Genomic DNA, 19,838 nt, shown 5'->3' with positions numbered 1-19,838 from the left:
GCTTCAAGTTTAAACTCGGGACTAAATGTTCTTCTGCTACGTTTTGTCATTGTGTCACCTGTTAACTTCCGAGGTGATGATATCACCTCTAATCAGATGGCCAAATTAACTATGCCACTACAGACATAGGCTATTAATGCGAATATAAATACCACCAAATACATCCACGCAATTGCCTGAAGCGTTTCAATAATGGTTCGATACACTTCCAGCGTCCATCTTTCGGCGGTGAGTTCAAGAATTTGCGTGTCTTTATGAGGCGCGCTGATATACCTTTCGAGCTGATATATTCTTACCCCGCCAGAAATACCAACCACGTAGGCTGCAAACGTCACGTATTTGTGCCATGCACTGCTGATTGGGTCCTGAATGATTCGACTGAATATTGAGGAGATCGGACTGTCGAATATTTTAACCACACAAAATGAGACAGCGATTGCCAAAACGAATGTAACGAACAACAACGTGAAAAACATATATCCCCCAGTTGTACTCTCATGAATCACACAGGCGGTCCCAGCCACAAACTGAAGATGGCACAAACTCAGCCAAACATCATGTCAGTATCCACAGGGAGGATCATCAGGGCAAGCTCTTAAGCCACACAGTGAAACTGGATGTTCACTTGCGTCAAGACACAGAACTGATTGCCTCTGAAATAGATAGGAATTGAATTTTGGTCAGGCACATTTCTGCTTTTGAAAACTCATGCGCTTGTACCAGCGCGGTGACTTCGTTGAGTGTCAACCGATGCCCATGCGGCTTAAGTGCAATATTTCCAGCTTCACCAGAAAGTAAACTGTAGCTTTGTCCTGTCGAATCGATGATTCGATCGTTTTCACGCCAGATGAGCGACTCAGACTCATTCATGAACTCATCCTCTGAAGCGAGATAAATCAGTTCATCGTCACCTTCGAGGTGAAATACACAAGGCCACTCAATCATCAATTTCTCCCGTAAATATACCGAATAACATAGACTCCGCTCATCAGGCTTTACCGCATCGGGTCAGTTCGATTGTGTCATCATAGGGGATCCCATGTCACAATCTGAAGGCGGCACTGACGGAGCCGAAATCTGTGCAGTATCCACAGAGAGAGTCACAAAGGCAAGGTTCTAATGCCCAGCAAGATCGTACTGTCCGACCGGCCACCAGAATAAAAACTTGAGCTCAAGTAGCCATACTCAGAAACATAGCTTAACAGTTGCTGATTGGTTGATTCGTATTCAGCTAAATTTGTATGGCGATGGGCAAGATAAATCCCACCAACAACCTCGCCCGACGCCCTATTCTCAAGATAATCTATCGCTGCATTTATCCGGTTAAAAGCAAACAAGACATCAGAGTCTTGAACGAGATTTCGAACATCAGCCACATCGATATTATTCGGCATTTCTGTAGAAAAGAGCTTGCCTGAAATATTCGCCATGACATCCCAAATCGCAGTCGTATCATGGAATGGGCTTTCAACAAAGGCGACAACGGTTCCTGATTTTTCACAGGACTCTGCGACGACTTGCGCTTGCTGAGGAGAAGCACCAGAAACCAATAGAAGATCAAAAGATGAATCCAGGATGAGTATCTCTGAAAGTTGGCTTAAAGGGATGAAGTATTTCTGATCAACTGAGCCTGCTTCCGGGGCTGCGATCCCCAGCTTCAGTTCACCCATATCAGCACTTAAAGGTTCGAACATTTCATATCCTGCATTGGCGTAATTCTCATCACTTAGAAACCCAGAGCGCCGAGATAAAACTTCACGTAAACCACCTGGTATCCGTGAGCCTGTTACTTCTTGATCTGGACTGACAGTGAATCGATGTTGTCGCTTGGTCGGAATTGCAGCCGCACTTCGAGCACCGCTGTCTCATCAGAATTGTTGTCAAAATCGTACTTCCATGTGTTTCAATTCAATTAGAAACCAACCCGTCTGATTGTGCTTACTTCTCTGCTTCTTTAGCTACCAAGACTAATCATCGCTATCAAAATAATATGAATGACGATTGAAAAGGTTTAAATAATCAGAGACCTTCGGGGGTAATTTCTCTGGTGAAATTGCACGTATAATTTTCAGATTGCTCTCTGCCAAATCCAAGATTAGTGCTTCATTTGCTGGTACGGAGGCACTGTAAAGAAGTACATTCGGAAAAAGCAGCCGATCTGAATTCACTGAGATCACTAACCCCAGTTGTTGATTAGAGAGCTGGACCACACTACCTGGCGGATAAATGCCTATTGAACGTGCCAATAAGGCCATGAATTTATCATTGTACTGCTTGCTCCTTTTTGAAAACAAGACGGACAGCGCGCAATGAGGAGTAAGCCTTTTCGCTGGATTTTGAGGATGACAGAGCCTGTCATATGCATCAGTGACAGCGACAAGTTGCGCATAGAGATCAATCTCTTTACCTTTCAACTGATGTGGATAACCACTGCCGTCAATGCACTCATGGTGCTGGTTCAGAATAGGTTTCGCGGCTGGTGGAAAGTTATTTGCCAGGTTAGCGAGTTCCAGGCTGTACTGGGGGTGCAACTGGAAGTAGTGTTCTTCAGGCTTAGTCAGCGGTACAGTTTTACGGGTGATCGCTGTTGGAATCTTTCCTTTTCCCATGTCATGGAATAAAGCTCCGATAGCAATTGTTTTGATATCTTTACTCGACATGTTATTCGCTTTAGCCACGATCATTGAAAGCACCGCAACATTGAGCGAATGAAAATAGATATCATCCTTCTCTTTTTTATTGCTCATTAGATGCAAAGTAACATTATCCGCCGACAGTAATGTGTCTACTAAACTGTCAACCAATAGCTCCGCTTCTTGAACTGCACTCAGTGGGCGACTATTAATCTTGTTCAGCACAGAACGGAGCTGAGACATCGAATTTGAGAAATTCTTTTCGCAGCGCTGAATCTTACGCCGATAGTCTTTTTGTATGTTAATTTTCTGCTGTTTTTCTTTCCACAATTCTTCTGCAATCAAGTCCAATTTTCGGCTTTCTTCTTCTTGGAGAGGAGAGTGAGCGTGAGAACCAGGAGGCAAAACAGAAGTATCACTTTTCTCGGGGAGCACATAAACAAACTCAAGCCCCATACGCCTGATCAAGTTAATTTGCTGCTGATCTTTAATCTTGAATTCACTGAACAAGAAAGGGTGATCCATCCATTGTAGGGGCAGCTTGATATGAAGTCCTACCTGGATCCGTTCAATTGAGATTTTAATACTTGACATGATAAGCGTAAAGGAGGGCTAATCCGATGATATATTATAATGATTTTGCCCTATTTTATCTCATGAGCGCTCATTGAGAAAGCCGAAACAATTCGTGAATGTAGCCAGTCAGGGGCTTTGATGACTATATCAGCGTAAACTTATCTTGCAGCCATCATTCTAAACAGGTGACACTTGCTAACGGGCCATCTGCACGGGAAAATCTCTTACCGTACAAATCACTCAAAAGAATACAACCTGGCACTGCTTGACCGCGGGGCGAGCCATACGAGCGGCCCCTCTCATTCAACACATATCCATGATGATACTTTTTTTGGATTGCATCACGACGGAAAGCGGAGCTGCCGTGAAGTACAGTAGATACGTCGAGACACCAGATCCAGTTGCGGTATAAGCAAATTTCCCGTTAATACCGCAAAACAAATGCCATCAGCATAGAGACCAAATTCCCTGACTAGCTCTGTAATGATGCCGATGATCAGGCCGTACAGTATGCGTCCGGCTCGGGTATCCGGGCTGGTCACCGGATCGGTGGCAATAAAGAAGGCGGCGAACAAAAAACCACCCAGCGTCAAGTTATACATTGCCTCATCCAAGGTATGGCCAAGTGCCACGCAGAGCAAAGCCGACGCTATCATCATCATGAGTGGAATTTCGAGACGAATCACTTTGAGCAATGCCAGAAGTAAACCACCTGCCAGATAACCAATCCATGAGTAATAAGGCGCTATATCATTCAACAAGTCCTTTGATAGCGGTGTTACGCCTGTGACACCGTCAAATGTCAGAGGCGCTTCCAGCAGCCATTGATGGCCCAGTACCTGAGGGACAGTCAGCTCCAATGTCCAAGGCAGTTGTGAAGATGGAGCCGGATAAAGCTGCTGATAAAAACAGATCGTGATCATAGCCAGACCAGCCATGACCGGGTTCAGGCGGTTGGCCCCTAGACCGCCACAGCTATGTTTAACCACTCCTAGCGCAGTAAAAGTAGCGAGAAAGATCATCCACGCGGGAGTCATCAGGGGAAGCGCCCTTGCCATTAATAACCCGCAGACCAGCCAGCTACAATCGGCTAATCCCGCTTTAATCGACTTCTTGCGCAGCCATAGAAATAACACCTCTAACAACAAGGCGAAACAGAGACACCAGCCAGCTTGTAACCAAACGACCGGACCATATTGCACAGCAAAAAGAAATGTCCCAGGCAGCAAAGCGACTGAAACTGCCAGCATGATGCCTCGAACTGAACGTGGCCTTAGGTTCATGGCGCGACACTCCGTGACATCATCTGTTTTGCATCACGAAAACTATCTCTCAACGGTAAATGACTTGGACAGACTTCGCTACAGGCACCACACTCGATACATGCCGTAAGTTGCTCTTGTTGCAAGGTCTTTTTATCTTCCCGTTGGTTTGCCTCATAGAGTTTCAACGGCTGAAGCCCTATTGGACAGGCGTCGGTGCAACGATTACATCGAATGCAACTACTTGGTTCAGGACGCCGCGGAAAGAGTTCAACCGAGCGAGCGATCAAACAACTGCTTGTCTTACTGATAACAGCAGATTCGTGACTCAGTAAACGCCCCATCATTGGGCCACCGACATGAATGCCGGTATGGTCTTCTCGCAGCGATGCTTGCTTTAACAAATCGGCGACAGGCATCCCAATTGGGACTTCAACATTTCCCGGATTCCCGACATGGCCGGTCAGCGTCACAATACGTGATACCAGTGGTTCCTGATGAAACACAGCCTGACCCAGCTTATAAAGCGTTGCCACATTTAATACCATCACCCCGATTTCGGAAGGTAGCATTCCCGGCAACAAGTTCCGCCCACTGAGGCTTTTTATCAGCATCGGCTGGCCTCCGGCCGGATAACGATGCGGCAGGCAAACAACTTGGGTGGTACTGTTCGCTTCCGAGATGGCTTTTTTGAGTGCAAACATCGCTTCAGATTTATCTGGCTCGACACCGACTCGAATCTGTGTGATAGACAGTGTCTGAGCCAGGTAATCAGCAGCCCGAATAATTTCAGATGCACGCTCACGCATTAAGCGATCATCACACGTGATAAAAGGTTCACACTCAGCGCCATTGATCAACAGCATGTCTGGGTGCCGGGCCCCGGAGATTTTGATTCCGGTCGGAAATCCAGCCCCACCCAGACCAACAATTCCCTTTTCCCACGATAATTGCGCGAGTGCCTCAGCAGATTGTGGTGGAAGCAATGGCTGGTCATCCATCCATTCATCCCGGCCATCTGCTGCAATCGTGATGGCAGGTACAGCTGATTGAAGGTCTGCGACATAAGCCGATTGAAGTGCAACGACCTGACCGGATGTCGAGGCATGGACCCAGGGAGCATGCCCCTGACCTCGGGCGATCACCTCGCCTTTACGAACTTGCTGGCCAATGTTGACGCATGGCGTCGCTTGATGCCGGCCATTACCCAGAGGAATTGATAACAGAGTGCCCGTTGTTGGGCTCACTCGCTGAATACAAGAACCATTAGACAAGGACTTGTAACCCTCAAGCTGAATGCCACCATGCCAGCGATATCCTGCGCGTTGCAAAGGCTGAATTAAACGTTGTAGCCAGGATGTTGGTACTGAATCAGGCTGAGAAAACAATGCCAGTCGCGACACGAATAACTTCCTTATATAAGCGGCTCGAGCCTTATTGATATATTTGTAATTATTGCGAGAGAATAATGATTCACCCGCATTAACGCAAATGCTAATACGAACCCTTATCAAATCGTTTATTGATATTGATACCAAAAAAAGGAAAAAATTTTTTGCCTGGAAGCATAAAGCCTAACTATTCAGACCAGATAGTCATGCAATAAAGGCATTGGTGGGGTGGTATGCCGGGAATTAAATCCTTAGCCGCTTCTCACTTAAGCTATAAACTCTGTTTTACTGATAAACAGGCATATTGAATCATTTTATTGAAACATGTTTATCACGCTTTCATGTTGAATAAACACCATGTGTTGCTCTACCCAGAGAGTCAGGGTGAGAGCGTGAGTTAACAAATTGTAAAATCACCACATGTAAGGCACGTTGGGATCTACAAATAGAGGGATTTTTAACCATCTGCCCCAGGTGTGAAATGCATGAGGTGTCTAATAATCACTCAACCAGCCCGAGGGAATTCACAGCTGTTCAAAAAGTAAACACATGTGATCTCACCCTGCCCAGAGAGTGGGATACGCGCCGGACTTCATCAATCAGCAACCCAGCAGCGCTCTGCAAAAGCAGTGCTGTCAGCTCGCTCAATTTACTTCTGTTTCACTGGAGCTGGGTTCCTGCGCCACCGTCAGCGTCACATAGCCCCGATTATTGCCGTAAAAACCCCAGGCGTCGTTGGCGAAGCAGTACAGATAGCCGGACTTCTTTGGTGTGAACGTCGCATCTTCCCCAATCTCGAAAATCCGAAGTTGACCATGAGAACCATCTTTGCCGGGGTTTTCGCTGTTGGCAATCGCGCCCATCAGGCAAAACCAAGGAGAACTTTCGACTCGCTTGGTGCCGATGAAATTGGCCTCTTCCTTATCAAAAATGCTTTTAAAGGCGGATTCAAGTTTCCCGGTCAGCGTGCCCATCATGCGCAGCAATTCTCCTGGGGAAAACTTACTGTCTATGGTGCCGCCCGGGCCACAAGGGATATTGGAATCCACCCAAGCGCCAGTCGCGTTAAACTGATAGGTCCGGTTGGCTTCTAAATAGATGCCGGTCCAGTACCATTGATGCCTGGCATAGATATCAACGGTGACGGGGGACTGCGGTGACAGGAGTTTGGTCGAGCGATAGGGCCCTTGGGTACGGGGTGGATGCTTACGACGCGCCTGGACGGAGGTGTGAAGGCTCTCCTGACTCTTTTTTTGATCCAGGTTCGGAATGGAACGCGGCGCAGTCACCAACACTTTCATGAAGCCTTTGTGTGATTCGTGCAGCTCATCTTGCGGGTTCGGGGCGACCTGCGTCAGTTGGTGCTGATCCCAGTTCAGAGCCGGAACTTTCTGTTTCAGCTCTTCAATCATCCACTGCAAGGCACCATCGGATAACCCGTTTTCCCGGTACCCCCCGCCGACATCGCTATGCACACCCGGGAACCAGACTTGTTTGACATCCGGGTGCTGACCGGTCGCCCATAACGTCGGACAAAAACTGCCCCGCTCTTCATCAATCGCCACCGCATGGCGAGCACATTCGACTTTGGGACTCAGGCAAACATCGTGGAACTCGTAATTTTTCGGGTTATCAAACAGATCCAGCAGTGCTTTGTCGTTGGGGATCCCCAGCGCACCGACGGTATCCCACACGCCAAGAAATAACACCTGATCAGAATTTGGATAAAAATCGAGATGATGGTGGACTTCAAGATAGCTACGCGATTCCTGCCGTCGATATCCTTCCCGATAAATCTGCTTCACCACTTTGTCGCGGTCGACATCTTTCACATAGGTAAAATCAACGAAACCGTAGCGGACGATCATGCCGGCCAGACTCCTGGCAGAATAAGCGCCGCGGCTGAATCCGAGCAAAATGACCTGATCCCCGGGTTGATATTTATCGGACAACCACTGATAACAGTCGCGGATATCTTCACTAAGCCCGAAACCTAAAATCCCGCCGACTGCGCGATCGATAAACCCACCGGTACCGACACCGGACTGATAACGGGTTTCCTGCTCGCCGGGCTTTGATGGCAGGAAATTGAAGATCTGCCGCACATTGGTGGGGGTCGGAACGCCGCCATCGCTGTTTTCCGGATCATTCCAGGTCCCATCACAGCATACGATTAAATAAGCCATTGCTTTCCCTACCTATATGAACCTAAGCTCGCTATACCACTTGATTAAACCTAGCCAGCAAAAGTGAAATTCGGTGTGATCAATCGCTCAGAATAACGATTCTATGGCGTGTTGTACCCGTACACTCACCGTTTATGGATATACCTCGAAAGACGGCTGCCGCATCGTCACAAACCCGAAGGATCTATTACAACCCATTCGATCCGGCTAGCAAATTCAGCAACCGATAAACGCTTTCCCCGGGAGAACCGACTACACTATCCTCATCGATACACTCGAACCTGTGGGACTCTGATGGACAAAGAAGAAAAAGATGCCGGTATTTTGCAAGCAGTGGCTGAACGGATGGAATCGCAACGCCTGCCCCGCGCACTATCAATGAAAGAACGCGTCGATAACGGCGAAACCCTGAATGATCTCGATATTCAGTTTCTGAAAGAAGTCCTGGAAGATGCCCATCGCGCCATGCCGCTGATGGAGCGTCATCCGGAATGGCAAAACCTGGCTGCCAGCCTGATCAATTTGTATAAAGAGATCACCGATAAAGCGTTGGAAAATGAACAAAACCAATCCGGCAAGCACTAACGCATACCACTAACACATTGATCAAAAACGGACTTGTCGAACGAAACTGTCTCTGATAATGTGTGGCGTATGAACAAGATATCACTATTCCCAATGTCAATGATGTACATGCCTTCTCAGCGAATGCTGCGTGGGATGGTCTGCTTGTTCTAAAGAAAATGCCAAGCAACACCATTCCAACAATTACAAACTGGAATGGTGCGCCAATGAACCCGACTCAAACACCTCAGTGACCGCATCCATTCCAGCGATTTCATTCAACGTATGGAGACGCACTGATGACTTCTTTTGTAACCACGCCGATTTTTTATGCCAATGGTGAACCGCATCTGGGCCATGCCTACAGCGGTATTGTTGCCGACATCTGCCACCGCTTCAGCCAACTCACCGGCGAGGAGAATGTGCTGATCACCGGCACCGATGAACACGGTCAGAAAATTGCGTCCACAGCCCAGGAAGCCGCGACAGATATCGCGACCTTTGTTGATGCCAAAGCTGAGACTTTCTCCGCTTTATGGCCTGAGCTGACCATTCAACCGGATGTTTTCATCCGGACCACCCAACCAGCGCACAAAGCCCATGTTAGCAACGTCTGGCAGCAACTGTTTGAACGCGGTGACATCTATCTGGGTTCCTATTCCGGTCAGTACTGCGTCGCCTGCGAGCAATATTATTCGCCGCGCGAACTTGAGGACGAGCACTGTCCGGTCCACAAAAAACCGGTTGTCACCGTAGCGGAAGAAACCTACCTGTTCCGCTTGGAAAACTATCGCCACCAGTTACTGGATTACTATCTGTCTCACCCGGATCTGATCACCCCGAGTCATTTCCAGGAATCGATCATCACCCTGCTCCGGGAAGGGCCGTTGGAAGATCTGTCGGTGTCGCGGATCAATAACAGCTGGGGCGTACAGGTGCCGAACCACAGCGAGCATACGGTGTATGTGTGGATTGACGCGCTGTTTAGCTACATTACCGCCATCCAGCAAACCGGTCATGCCAGCACCGCAATCGCGCAAACGGCGCACATCCTGGGCAAAGATATTCTGAAGTTCCATGCCCTCTACTGGCCGGCATTTCTGCTGGCGCTTGATCTGCCGCTGCCGAAGAAACTAGTCGTACACGGATGGTGGACGATTGAAGGTCACAAAATATCCAAATCCAATCCGGAAACCACCGTCAATCCAAGTACCTTCAGTCATCAGCTTACCGCCGACGGCCTGCGTTATGCCCTGGTTCGGCAAAAGCCGCTCTACCGCGATGGCAATGTCGCGATTGACGAGCTGGCAGAAGTAATTAATGCCGACCTAGCCAACAACTTCGCCAATCTGGTGAAACGCAACAACACCCTGGTCGTGAAATACTTTAACGGTCAGCTTGAAGACAGCCTCGGCAAATACCTTGATGATGAATGTGAGCAGTTGCTGAGCACCAGTCGGGCACAGCTGGAGCAAGTGATCCGACACTATCAGGACTATGATATTTACCAGGTCACTTTGGTGCTCAAACAGTTGCTGGACCAGCTCAACGCCTTTTTCCACCACCGGACGCCGTGGCTGATCAGCAAGGGACAAGACCGCCGACATACGATCAATACCTGCTTTGTGATCGCCAATGTTCTGCAGCAGGTCGCCCTGAGTTATTTGCCAATCGTGCCGGATCTGAGCCAACGTGTCCTCGCCGAGTTCGGCATTGACGAAGCACAATGGCGCCTGAATCCGAACCTGGCGCTGCATGCGATCCAGATTCAGGAGAGCAACAGTCATTTTGCGAGAATTCAGCTGAACCGCTAAACCGTCAGCACGAACAAACCAAAACGGGCGCCCCGGTGATCACCGGGGCGCCCGTGCCGATGATCAGCCGTTAATTATGCTGAAACCGGACTCAACTGCGAAATATCAAACACCTTATCCGGCCAGCCCCGCACAAATTCTGCCTCGTGCGACACCAGCACCACCGTACCGTCATATCGCATCAAAGCATCCTTGAGCGCGGATTTCACATCCACATCCAGGTGCGTCGTCGGCTCATCCAGGATCAGGACATTGGTGTTCTCCACCGCCAGGCAGCACAGCTTCACCTTGGTTTGCTCACCGCCACTCAGCGTTGCCAGACTTTGCTGCGCTTTGCGGCCTGATACACCAAACCGGGCCAGCTGCTGACGGGCCACTTTATCATTCAGGGCAGCATTGGCCGCCCGCACCACCTGAACCGGGGTGCTGTCCGGGTACGGCCAATATAAGTCCTGGGCAAAATAACCCCACTTGATCCCCTTGGCGGTTTCCACCTGGCCTGAAAGCGCATCCACCTCACCGATCAGCGTTTTCAGCAAGGTCGATTTCCCCAATCCGTTAAAGCCGACAATCGCGATTTTCTCGCCACGCTGGATATCCAGGTTCACCGGCGGCAACAACGGCCGCTGATAGCCAATCTTCAACCCGCGTGTGGCAATAACCCGCTGTGCGTTCAGCGGTGCAGCGGCAAAGTGAAAGTCCGGTGTTTGCTTCTCTTCCGGCTTCGCCAATCGTTCAATCTTGGCCAACTGCTTCTTCCGGCCATTGGCAATCGTCGCATTAACACCGGCACCATTTTTGGAAATATAGGCCTCAAGTTTTTCAATCTGGCGTTGCTGCGCTTCAAATTGTTTGACCAGATGATGTTGCTCCTGCGCTTTTTGTGCCATCGCCTTGGCGTAGTGACCTTTGTATTTTTTGATCTGCTGATGGTCAATGTCACAGATGCCATTGGCAATGCGATCAAGAAATACGGTATCGTGCGACACCACCATAAATGCGCCCGGATACTGCTCCAGGAACCCGCCCAGCCATTCGACATGATCGGCATCAAGATAGTTGGTCGGCTCATCAAGCAGCAGCACATCCGGTTGTTGCAACAACAATTTAGCCAACATCACCTTGTGGCGCTGGCCGCCGCTGAGCGCGCCCATCCGGGTCTCGAGTCCGAAACGGTCAATCCCCAACCCGGCTGCTATCTGGGTAATCCGGTGATCCAGACTGTAGAACTGCTCTTTTTCCAGCAACGACTGCAGTGCCGCGGCCCGGTTGAGCAGCGCCGTCGACGTATCGGTTGCCATCTGTCCGTACAAGGCCATCAGGGTTTGTTCCGCCTCGAATAACTCGGCAAATGCAGAAGCGAGGTAATCCTGAATCGACAACGTCCGGTTGACCGTCCCGTGCTGATCCAGATACCCCATCACACGATTCGGCTGCCAGTGGATTTCCCCCTGATCCGGTAAATACTCCCCTTGCAGGAGTTTTAGCAGGGTACTTTTTCCAACGCCGTTGTGGCCAGTCACCCCGATGTGCTCGCCAGCGTGCAGGGCGAAATTGGCGTCTTGATATAATACTTTGTCGGCAACCTGATAAGTCAGGTTTTGAATCACTAATAAACTCATGTTTTTAAACCATAAAAAAAGGGGCCGGTAGCAATGCACCGACCCCTGGATAACGTTCACTGTTATCTCGTTTCTGATAAATTTCAGATACAAAAAGGCCGGTGATGAAGCATCACCGGCCGCCTTCTCTACCCGTACACATCAGATGCAAGCTGACCTGCGCTTTCGCACATCACCGCAACTGATGAAGATTCAGGTTATTTAAGCTCCGAGCAACACTTCATCGTGTTTGTGCGCGGAGCAAAGCCTTCTCAGGAAGTTCTTAAATAAGATGTACAACATGGTAGAGAGTGTTTAAAAAAAGTTGGTGCGAATCTACCCAAATCGTTGTCGCCTGTCAATGCAACCTGTTGTTTATTTTTGTCCCGGCTCCTCTATCCAATTTTCCGCTACCAAATTTTGAGCCTGTCCTTCGGCGCAAGGTACATCCCATCTCCGGGCTGGGTTTGATACAAGGTATGAAACGCATCCAGATGCGGAAAGATCCCGTTCACCCGATATTCCCCGGGCGGGTGACCATCTGTTTCGAGAAATTTCAGCAAAATGGGCTGGCGAAGATTGCTGCGCCAGACTTTAGCCGCCTGCTCGAAGAAAGTACGATCGGCTTGCTGCGGATCCTGATCCGTGCTCATGATGCGCCGATACGCCCGGTAGGCGATATGCAGGCCATTCAGGTCCCCCAGGATCTCGCCCAGCTCCAGCTCGCCGTTGAGAAAATGTCCCGGCAAAATTTCATACGCATTGGCCTGAGCCACGGCCCGCGCCGCCACCGCATTGGACTTCTTGCGATCTGCTGCTGCCCACCAGTTCCTGAGGTTTCCTTCGGCATCGAACTGACTCCCCTGATCATCAAAGCCATGGCCAATTTCATGACCGATAATGAATCCAATCCCGCCAAATTGCGCTGCATCATCCCAAGCCGCATCGAAAAACGGCGGCTGCAGGATCGCACCCAGCAGAACAAATTTATTCGCCGACGGTTGGTAATAAGCGTTGACCACGGTCGGCGACTGAAGCCATTCATCCAGGTCGACCGGCTGGCTCAGCTTCGCCACCATAAATTCGTGATCAAAGCGGGCGATGGCCCGGGCATTCCCAACGAGATCATCCGGGGCCACTTTCAAGGTACTGCAGTCCTTCCACGCCCCAGGATACCCGACATAGAAACGCATGTTTTTCAGCTTGGCGAGCGCCTCCGCTTTGGTTGCGTCACTGAACAGCGTCGAGCCTTCAATCGCCATGCTGTATTCTTCCTTGATGGTCTGAACAATGTGATTCACCTGGGCCAGCGCTTCACGGCTGAACTGCTGCTCGATAACCCGGCCGGCCAGCATATCCACGTTCTCTCCCAGGAACAGCACCGCTCTGAGCCACTCACTGCGGCATCTCTTTCTGTGAACCGCCCAGCGCCCGTTGATAACGATTCAGCTCATCCTGGAAAGCCTGGGTCAACAACGGCCCTCTTTCAGCCAGCAAACGCATCCGCAGATAGTCTTGCCACACCGCAACCTTAGTTGAGGGAAAGAGCGCATTGAGCGCTTCCAGATACGACGGCTGCTCCAGCGCCAAGACCTGAGGGTCAGCTGCACAAAATTATCCACGCCCGGCATATCCTCCGGGATCGGCGTATTTTCCAACCATGCTGCATTGGCGAAATGATAATAATCTTGCTGAGGCTCTGGCTTGGCCTGCGCACCGGCGGTGACGAGCCAGAGAAGAATAAGGATTGAACGGACCAACTGATGCCACACTGTCGTTTGCATGGGGATGCTCCTGCAAAACCAGTCTCATGGACGACATTATCAGCAGGTATCAGGGAGCTGGATGTCTGAGTGAGTGGCTGGCTGATTGACGTTGACCACACGCGATCATGTTCAAATTCTATAAGCCAGGCTCCGTTTCAACTAAAGCAACCCCATGCATACCGGAGGCAGATCCAGCTCCCGCCAGCCCATTGCATCGCATCTTATGCAGGCTCCCCGCCGCCAGTTATTCAACCGCGTTTGGAAACATCACAGTAAAGGTACTGCCCTGCCCCGGCTCAGAGGTCAGCGTCATTGTCCCGCCAAGATTTCGCACCATTGCCGCTGCCAGAGACAGCCCCAACCCGTAACCTTCCGTATTGCTGCGACTTTCATCGACACGGTACAAGCGTTTAAAGACCAGCGCCTGATGCTCCGGGGCAATCCCAATCCCGGTATCGGCCACTTGCAGGGCGACCCCGCCCTGTGCCAGCGTTGCCGATGTCAGCGTCACCCGCCCGTCGGCTTCAGTAAACTTCAGCGCGTTATCGACCAGATTGACCAGAATTTGTGTCAGTTTATCCGCGTCTGAGTCCATCATCAGACTTGGGGCCGGATCACATTGGAGCTCAATCCCTTTGAGTTCGGCAATGTCCTCGTACCAACTCGACACACGCCGCAAGATGTCATTCACGTTCACCGGAGTTCGCTGCACCGTACGTTTACCGGTTTGCTCATCGTTGAGCTTCATCAGCGCAGTCAGCAGGTTACTCGCCTGCGCCGCATATTCGGAGCAATCCGCCAGCGCATTGGCCTGCAAAGCCGATTTTTCTTCACCTTGCAGCGCGCTCAGCAAAGCATTTTCCGTCGACAACTGAATTCGCGACAGCGGCGTTCGGATATCATGGGCAATCGCATCCAGGGTCCGATCCATGGTCGTCACGACGCCATGCAGCCGCGAGACGGCATCGCGCACGCTGTGGTTAATCGCGGCCAGTCCCTGTGGTACTTCCGCTTCACCGGCATGCCGGGAAAAAGCATCCAGCGTGCCCCGACTCAAATCATCCAGGTGATGGCCCAACACCACGAGCGGCTGCAAGGTATTATGGATCAATCGCCAGATAAACACCGAAGTGAAACACGCCAGTAGAACCAAGGCCAGGAAGGTCATCAGCCACTGTTTCATTGCCACCGGATAACGGGCCTGGTTATCGAGCACCAACCAAAAGGCGTGATCCTTCCCCTGCATCTTGAGCGTCATGTAGGGATTGGCGAGAAACGCGCTGATCCAGGAATGATCGCCGACCTGATAGGCTGAAAAATCGAGATCCGCGGGAATTTGCCGCTCCCCGGCCAGAAACCGGACTTGAGCTCTCTCACCGGGCGTCGCTCCAGCAGCGGGGTTTGGTACAACAAACGCCGCGATATGATTGTCCACCAGTCGTTGCGGATTGGCTCGGATCACATGGTCCAGCTTGTCATCGGATTCAAACTTGAGGATCCGCTGATATTCCACCGATAAGGAGGTCATGATTTTGGTCTCGACCCGATACAGATCGTAGAAGAAAATGCCGCCGACCACGGCTTCAATCACCAGCAACGCCAACAGCAAAATGGCCATAAACTTGCGAAACAGCTGGCGCTGAGTCAGAGCCAGGGCAACTTCAACCTTCTGCTTTGAGGACATAGCCGACGCCTCGGATGGTGTGAATCAAGGGTAAGTCAAAGTGCTTATCCACTTTACCGCGCAGGCGGCAGACCAGTACATCAACCACATTGGTTTGCGGATCGAACTGATAGCCCCAAACCTGCTCCAGGATTGCCGTTTTCGACAGCACTTTTTCCGGGTGCTGCAACAACAACTGCATCAACATAAACTCCCGCTGATTGAGTGGGATCGGCTGTCCGCCGCGGTGCAAGGTATGTTTGAGTAAATCCAGGGTGAGATCGTGATAACTGAGCTGATGCGCAGGTGCGGCCTGAGACTGGCTTCTGCGGGTTAGGATCTGGCAACGGGCCAGCAACTCGGAAAAGGCAAACGGCTTGACCAGGTAGTCATCCGCGCCGGAGCGAAGCCCCAGCACCCGCTCTTCAACGGAATGTTTGGCGCTGAGAATAATCACCGGGGTGGTATGCCCCATGCCGCGCAGCTCGGCAAGCACTTGCAGCCCGCCTTTCTTCGGCAACATCAAATCCAGCACAATCACGTCATAGTGGGCGGTGGTCGCATAATGCAGCCCGTCAACGCCATCGCCTGCCTGAGTCACAGTGTAACCTTCCTGCATAAAGCCCTGGGTCAGAAACCGGGTGATGTGCAGATCATCTTCGATCAGTAATACGTTCACTGAATCTATCAACCTGTGTGGGGAATTACCCGCTCACTGTACCAGCTTTTCTGGGCGAATTTCAGGAACATTACAACCTTGTAATGTTCCTGAAAGCCTCCGGCAATCCCGATGTCGCTAACCTGACAGCACATACCCAAACATCACCCATTCATGGAGGATCACATGACATCTTTGAAAACAACGCTACTGAGCACCATCTTCGCAGGTCTGGCTGCAACGTCTTTCCAGGCCAGTGCTGAGAATCAGGCAGCCACGATTTCGATTGCCCAAATCTCATCAGCCACGGCATTTGCGCTGAGCCAGGAGGCTGTTGCGCAGTGTGCAGCCAAAGGCTACACAGTCACCGCCACCGTTGTGGATGTCACCGGCAACGTCATTGCACAGCTTCGCGCAGACAATGCGGGTAAACACACCCTCGACAGCTCGCGCAAAAAAGCCTTCACCGCCGCAAGCATGAAACAACCGACGGCCAACCTGATGAAAACCATCGCGGATAAGCCGATGTTGCAACCGCTGAAAGATATGGATGACAACCTGTTGCTCCTGGCTGGCGGCCTGCCGCTGACCGTCAACAATACGGTGATCGGTGCCATTGGTGTCGGCGGCGCGCCGGGTGGCCACCTGGATGTGCAGTGTGCTGAAGCCGCGATCAACAAGGTGCTGTAATCATACCGCCCTAACAACATGATTAGGCATCAACCACCCGCGCCGATGGATTGTGCCAAACCCGATAAAAAACAGGCGCTCGATTGAGCGCCTGTTTTCGTTGAAGTCCGGATTACATGAAGTAAAGGCTACATGAAGTAAGAGCTACATCAGCCTTTGTCCTGCGGCTGACGCTTGCTTTTCGGGACATAGTTCAGAATCGAGATCGGCACCGGTTTTTTCGGTGCAAATCCTTCCACTTCCCGGCGATCAATCAGATGGCCCAGGCGGCTTTCGATCATGCACAGGTTTTTGAAGTTGTCTTTCGAGACAAACGAGATCGCCTCACCCGAGGCATTTGCCCGGCCGGTCCGGCCAATCCGGTGGACATATTCATCCGCCGGGAACGGCAGATCATAGTTCACCACACGCGACAGCTCTTCGATGTCGATCCCGCGCGCCGCAACCCCGGTTGCCACCAGATATTTCAGGCTACCGGCTTTAAAATCTTCCAGCAACTGAGCCCGTGCGGCCTGGCTGCGCCCGCTGTGGAACGCTTCCGCTGCAATACCGCGTTTTTCCAGCTGGGACACCAGCTTTGCCGCGCCGTGTTTGGTTTCGATAAAAATCAGCGCCTGATCCCACTGGTTTTCGAGAATCAAGTGACTCAGCAAAGCCGACTTTTTATCTTTATCAACCGTGATCAACCACTGTTCAATATTGGCTTTCGACGCCTGATTGGCGGCGATGGTGATTTCATGCGGATCGATCACCGCAGATTTCGCCAAATCACGCACTTTGCGCGACAGCGTCGCGGAGAACAGCAACTGCTGAATGTCTTCCGGCAGGCGATCCAGGATCTTGTTCAGATCATCGATAAAGCCCATATCCAGCATGCGGTCGGCTTCATCCAGCACCAGCATTTCGACTTCTTCGAAATACACAGCCCGCTGGCCATACAAATCCAGCAGACGACCCGGCGTTGCCACCAACACGTCCACGCCTTCAATCAGACGCTGTTTCTGCTGCTGCTCGTCGACCCCGCCATACATCGCCAGCGACGTCAGCCCCAGGTGCTGACCATACTGGGTGATCTTCTCTTCAACCTGAATGGCCAACTCGCGGGTCGGGACCAGGATCAGTGCCCGGATCCGCTTTTTCTTTTTCGTCTGTCCCTGGCTCAGCTTTTCCAGGATCGGCAACACGAAGCTGGCCGTTTTACCGGTGCCGGTTTGCGCAGCGGCAATCAGGTTCTTGCCTTCCAGGATCACCGGGATCGCTTTGGCCTGGATCGTGGTCGGTTGGGTATAACCGAGCGCTGCCACCGCTTGCGTCAGTGGTTTGCTCAGTCCAAGTTTAGAGAATGGCATGGATCGCCTCAGGTTCATCAAACAATCAGGTCGCGCCTGAAACCGGCGCAACACAAGTAAGCACGGGATTCTATCATGAACCTAGGCAAGCGCTGAGCATTTTTCCGCGTGAAATGACCGACTTCAGGGACAAGCGTCGATCACCGGGAGTCATTCACGCACGGTTTCCTGCGCAGCCAGCTGTTGCCGCAGAACAGCAGCCGCATCACGTGGTGAGTCGGCATGGCAAATGGCTGAGACCAGCGCAATCCCGTCAACGCCCGTTTCCACCACCGCCTCAAGATTAGCAGCGTTGATCCCGCCAATCGCAACGATGGGATAACTGCTTTGGGCAATCGCCATGGCCAGTCCGTCAATGCCCCAGGCTTTTTTGATATCGGTTTTGGTCGGGGTAGTAAAAATTGCACTCAGGCCCAGATAATCCAACGGCAACGATTCGGCTTCAATGAGCTGCTGCTCATTTTCAATCGACAAGCCGAGCAGCTTGTCATCCCCAATTAATCGGCGCGCCAGTGCCGCAGGCATATCGGACTGTCCCAGATGGACACCATCGGCATCGACCGCCAGGACGACGTCGACGCGATCATTGATGATCAAAGGCACACCCGTGCCGCGAAGGATGTCTTTCACCGCCTGTGCCCGCTCGATAAACGCACGAACATCGCCGTGCTTTTCCCGCACCTGCACCATGGTCACCCCGCCTGAAACGGCTTGTGCCACAACCGAGGTCAGGGTCGCGAGATCTTGCTGATCGTCTGTCACCAGATATAAACGATATGGGTTCACAACAACTTTCCTTATGCCAACTTCAGGCGCTGGCGCAACGTAGCTTCATCGAGCTGATACAGCGCATCAAGCAGGTTAAGCTGCAGGCTTCCGGGCCCAGCGGACTGCTCGGCGGCAATTTCTCCGGCAACCCCCAGTACAGCGGCGGCGGCAAGCCCAGTGGTTTCGCCCACTGCCGCAAAAGCGCCGGTCAGTGCCGACAGCGTACAGCCCATCCCGGTGACAAACGGCATCATGGCATGGCCGTTGCGCAGCCGAACCTCGCCATCCGCGGTCACCACGACATCGGTCGCGCCTGAAATCACCACATTGCAACCATAGACCTCGGCCAGATGACGCGCCGCCCCTACGGCAGCTTCACTGCTGTCCAGAGCATCCACCCCTTTGTTCTGGCCTGCTTCTCCGGCCAACGCAATAATCTCCGAGGCATTGCCGCGGATGATCAGCTGCGCTGCCGCCTGAGCGATCTGACGCGACGCTTGGGTACGCAGAGTGCTGGCCCCACAACCGACCGGATCCAGCACCACCGGCTTGCCATGTCGATTCGCTTGCTCAACGGCATAAGCCATGCGCGGCGTCCAGACACTATCCAGGGTGCCGATATTCACCACCAACGCCCCGGCAAAACGCATCATTTCAGCCATTTCTTCACGCGAATGCGCCATGATCGGGGATGCACCCAGTGCCAGTAACGCATTGGCGGTGTTGTTCATGACAACGTAATTGGTGATATTGACCACCAGCGGCTTTTGCTGACGCACGGCATTCAGTGCGGAGACGATAGTTTCGGTATTCATATGCTTCCTCAGACGTCGCTGTGACGCGGCCTTGTCACGCTCACCGGTGAGCGGTTCATTTAGGGGAATACCTGATCAGAAACGATGTCAGCGGGAAACAGC

General features: G+C 51.6%; 18 protein-coding genes. 3 read left to right on the top strand and 15 right to left on the bottom strand.

Going from position 1 to position 19,838, the window contains the following annotated elements; translation table 11 throughout:
• Window positions 1-92: 92 nt before the first annotated feature.
• From VV869_RS12840 to VV869_RS12810, 7 genes are all read right to left on the bottom strand, one after another.
• Complete coding sequence (locus VV869_RS12840; RefSeq protein WP_337735300.1) at window positions 93-335, bottom strand: hypothetical protein; 243 nt, start codon at window positions 333-335, stop codon at window positions 93-95.
• Window positions 336-630: 295 nt separating this feature from the next.
• Complete coding sequence (locus tag VV869_RS12835) at window positions 631-945, bottom strand: DUF4144 family protein (RefSeq protein WP_337735299.1); 315 nt, start codon at window positions 943-945, stop codon at window positions 631-633.
• Between the two features lie 155 nt (window positions 946-1,100).
• Window positions 1,101-1,694: a hypothetical protein gene (locus tag VV869_RS12830; RefSeq protein ID WP_337735298.1), complete on the bottom strand. Its 594-nt coding sequence runs from the start codon at window positions 1,692-1,694 to the stop codon at window positions 1,101-1,103.
• 273 nt (window positions 1,695-1,967) lie between these two features.
• A complete protein-coding gene (locus tag VV869_RS12825) occupies window positions 1,968-3,227 on the bottom strand; it encodes an HD-GYP domain-containing protein (protein ID WP_337735297.1) in 1,260 nt (419 codons plus the stop codon).
• 323 nt (window positions 3,228-3,550) lie between these two features.
• A complete protein-coding gene (locus tag VV869_RS12820; RefSeq protein WP_337735296.1) occupies window positions 3,551-4,492 on the bottom strand; it encodes an RnfABCDGE type electron transport complex subunit D in 942 nt (313 codons plus the stop codon).
• On the bottom strand, window positions 4,489-5,874 hold the full coding sequence (gene rsxC / locus VV869_RS12815; RefSeq protein WP_337735295.1) for an electron transport complex subunit RsxC: 1,386 nt from the start codon (window positions 5,872-5,874) through the stop codon (window positions 4,489-4,491). Before rsxC ends, VV869_RS12820 begins: the two co-directional genes overlap by 4 nt.
• A gap of 632 nt (window positions 5,875-6,506) precedes the next feature.
• Window positions 6,507-8,048, bottom strand: a complete 1,542-nt coding sequence (locus VV869_RS12810; RefSeq protein WP_337735294.1) for a DUF2235 domain-containing protein — start codon at window positions 8,046-8,048, stop codon at window positions 6,507-6,509.
• Between the two features lie 294 nt (window positions 8,049-8,342).
• Between VV869_RS12810 and VV869_RS12805 the strand changes: the two genes are divergently transcribed.
• Window positions 8,343-8,633 carry a hypothetical protein gene (locus tag VV869_RS12805; protein ID WP_337735293.1) on the top strand — a complete coding sequence of 97 codons (291 nt, stop codon included), beginning with the start codon at window positions 8,343-8,345 and terminating at the stop codon, window positions 8,631-8,633.
• 278 nt (window positions 8,634-8,911) lie between these two features.
• Window positions 8,912-10,426 (top strand): methionine--tRNA ligase, encoded by a 1,515-nt coding sequence (gene metG, locus VV869_RS12800; RefSeq protein ID WP_337735292.1) that lies wholly within the window; start codon window positions 8,912-8,914, stop codon window positions 10,424-10,426.
• Between the two features lie 74 nt (window positions 10,427-10,500).
• Here metG and VV869_RS12795 read toward each other — a convergent pair whose 3' ends face one another.
• The 5 genes from VV869_RS12795 to VV869_RS12775 form a co-directional block, all read right to left on the bottom strand.
• On the bottom strand, window positions 10,501-12,048 hold the full coding sequence (locus tag VV869_RS12795) for an ABC-F family ATP-binding cassette domain-containing protein (RefSeq protein ID WP_337735291.1): 1,548 nt from the start codon (window positions 12,046-12,048) through the stop codon (window positions 10,501-10,503).
• A gap of 389 nt (window positions 12,049-12,437) precedes the next feature.
• Window positions 12,438-13,382: a M13 family metallopeptidase gene (locus tag VV869_RS12790; RefSeq protein ID WP_337735307.1), complete on the bottom strand. Its 945-nt coding sequence runs from the start codon at window positions 13,380-13,382 to the stop codon at window positions 12,438-12,440.
• A gap of 40 nt (window positions 13,383-13,422) precedes the next feature.
• Window positions 13,423-13,617: a hypothetical protein gene (locus VV869_RS12785; RefSeq protein ID WP_337735290.1), complete on the bottom strand. Its 195-nt coding sequence runs from the start codon at window positions 13,615-13,617 to the stop codon at window positions 13,423-13,425.
• Window positions 13,618-14,037: 420 nt separating this feature from the next.
• Window positions 14,038-15,477, bottom strand: coding sequence for a sensor histidine kinase (locus VV869_RS12780; RefSeq protein WP_337735289.1), 1,440 nt, complete (start codon window positions 15,475-15,477; stop codon window positions 14,038-14,040).
• A complete protein-coding gene (locus tag VV869_RS12775) occupies window positions 15,455-16,135 on the bottom strand; it encodes a response regulator transcription factor (RefSeq protein WP_337735288.1) in 681 nt (226 codons plus the stop codon). Before VV869_RS12775 ends, VV869_RS12780 begins: the two co-directional genes overlap by 23 nt.
• A 174-nt stretch (window positions 16,136-16,309) precedes the next feature.
• Between VV869_RS12775 and VV869_RS12770 the strand changes: the two genes are divergently transcribed.
• Complete coding sequence (locus tag VV869_RS12770) at window positions 16,310-16,804, top strand: GlcG/HbpS family heme-binding protein (protein WP_443147315.1); 495 nt, start codon at window positions 16,310-16,312, stop codon at window positions 16,802-16,804.
• Between the two features lie 149 nt (window positions 16,805-16,953).
• Here the strand turns inward: VV869_RS12770 and VV869_RS12765 are convergent, their stop codons facing one another.
• The 3 genes from VV869_RS12765 to thiM all read right to left on the bottom strand — a co-directional run bounded on the left by VV869_RS12765 (window position 16,954) and on the right by thiM (window position 19,736).
• The gene (locus tag VV869_RS12765; protein WP_337735286.1) at window positions 16,954-18,153 is read right to left on the bottom strand and encodes a DEAD/DEAH box helicase; all 1,200 of its coding nucleotides are present in this window, start codon (window positions 18,151-18,153) and stop codon (window positions 16,954-16,956) included.
• Window positions 18,154-18,303: 150 nt separating this feature from the next.
• Window positions 18,304-18,939, bottom strand: a complete 636-nt coding sequence (gene thiE / locus VV869_RS12760) for a thiamine phosphate synthase (protein WP_337735285.1) — start codon at window positions 18,937-18,939, stop codon at window positions 18,304-18,306.
• Window positions 18,940-18,950: 11 nt separating this feature from the next.
• Entirely contained in the window at window positions 18,951-19,736 is a 786-nt protein-coding gene (thiM, locus tag VV869_RS12755; protein ID WP_337735284.1) for a hydroxyethylthiazole kinase, read from the bottom strand.
• Window positions 19,737-19,838 lie beyond the last annotated feature (102 nt).

This window comes from Photobacterium sp. MCCC 1A19761, assembly GCF_037389125.1.
Taxonomy (GTDB): domain Bacteria; phylum Pseudomonadota; class Gammaproteobacteria; order Enterobacterales; family Vibrionaceae; genus Photobacterium.
This window is presented reverse-complemented; position numbering and strand designations above follow the sequence as displayed.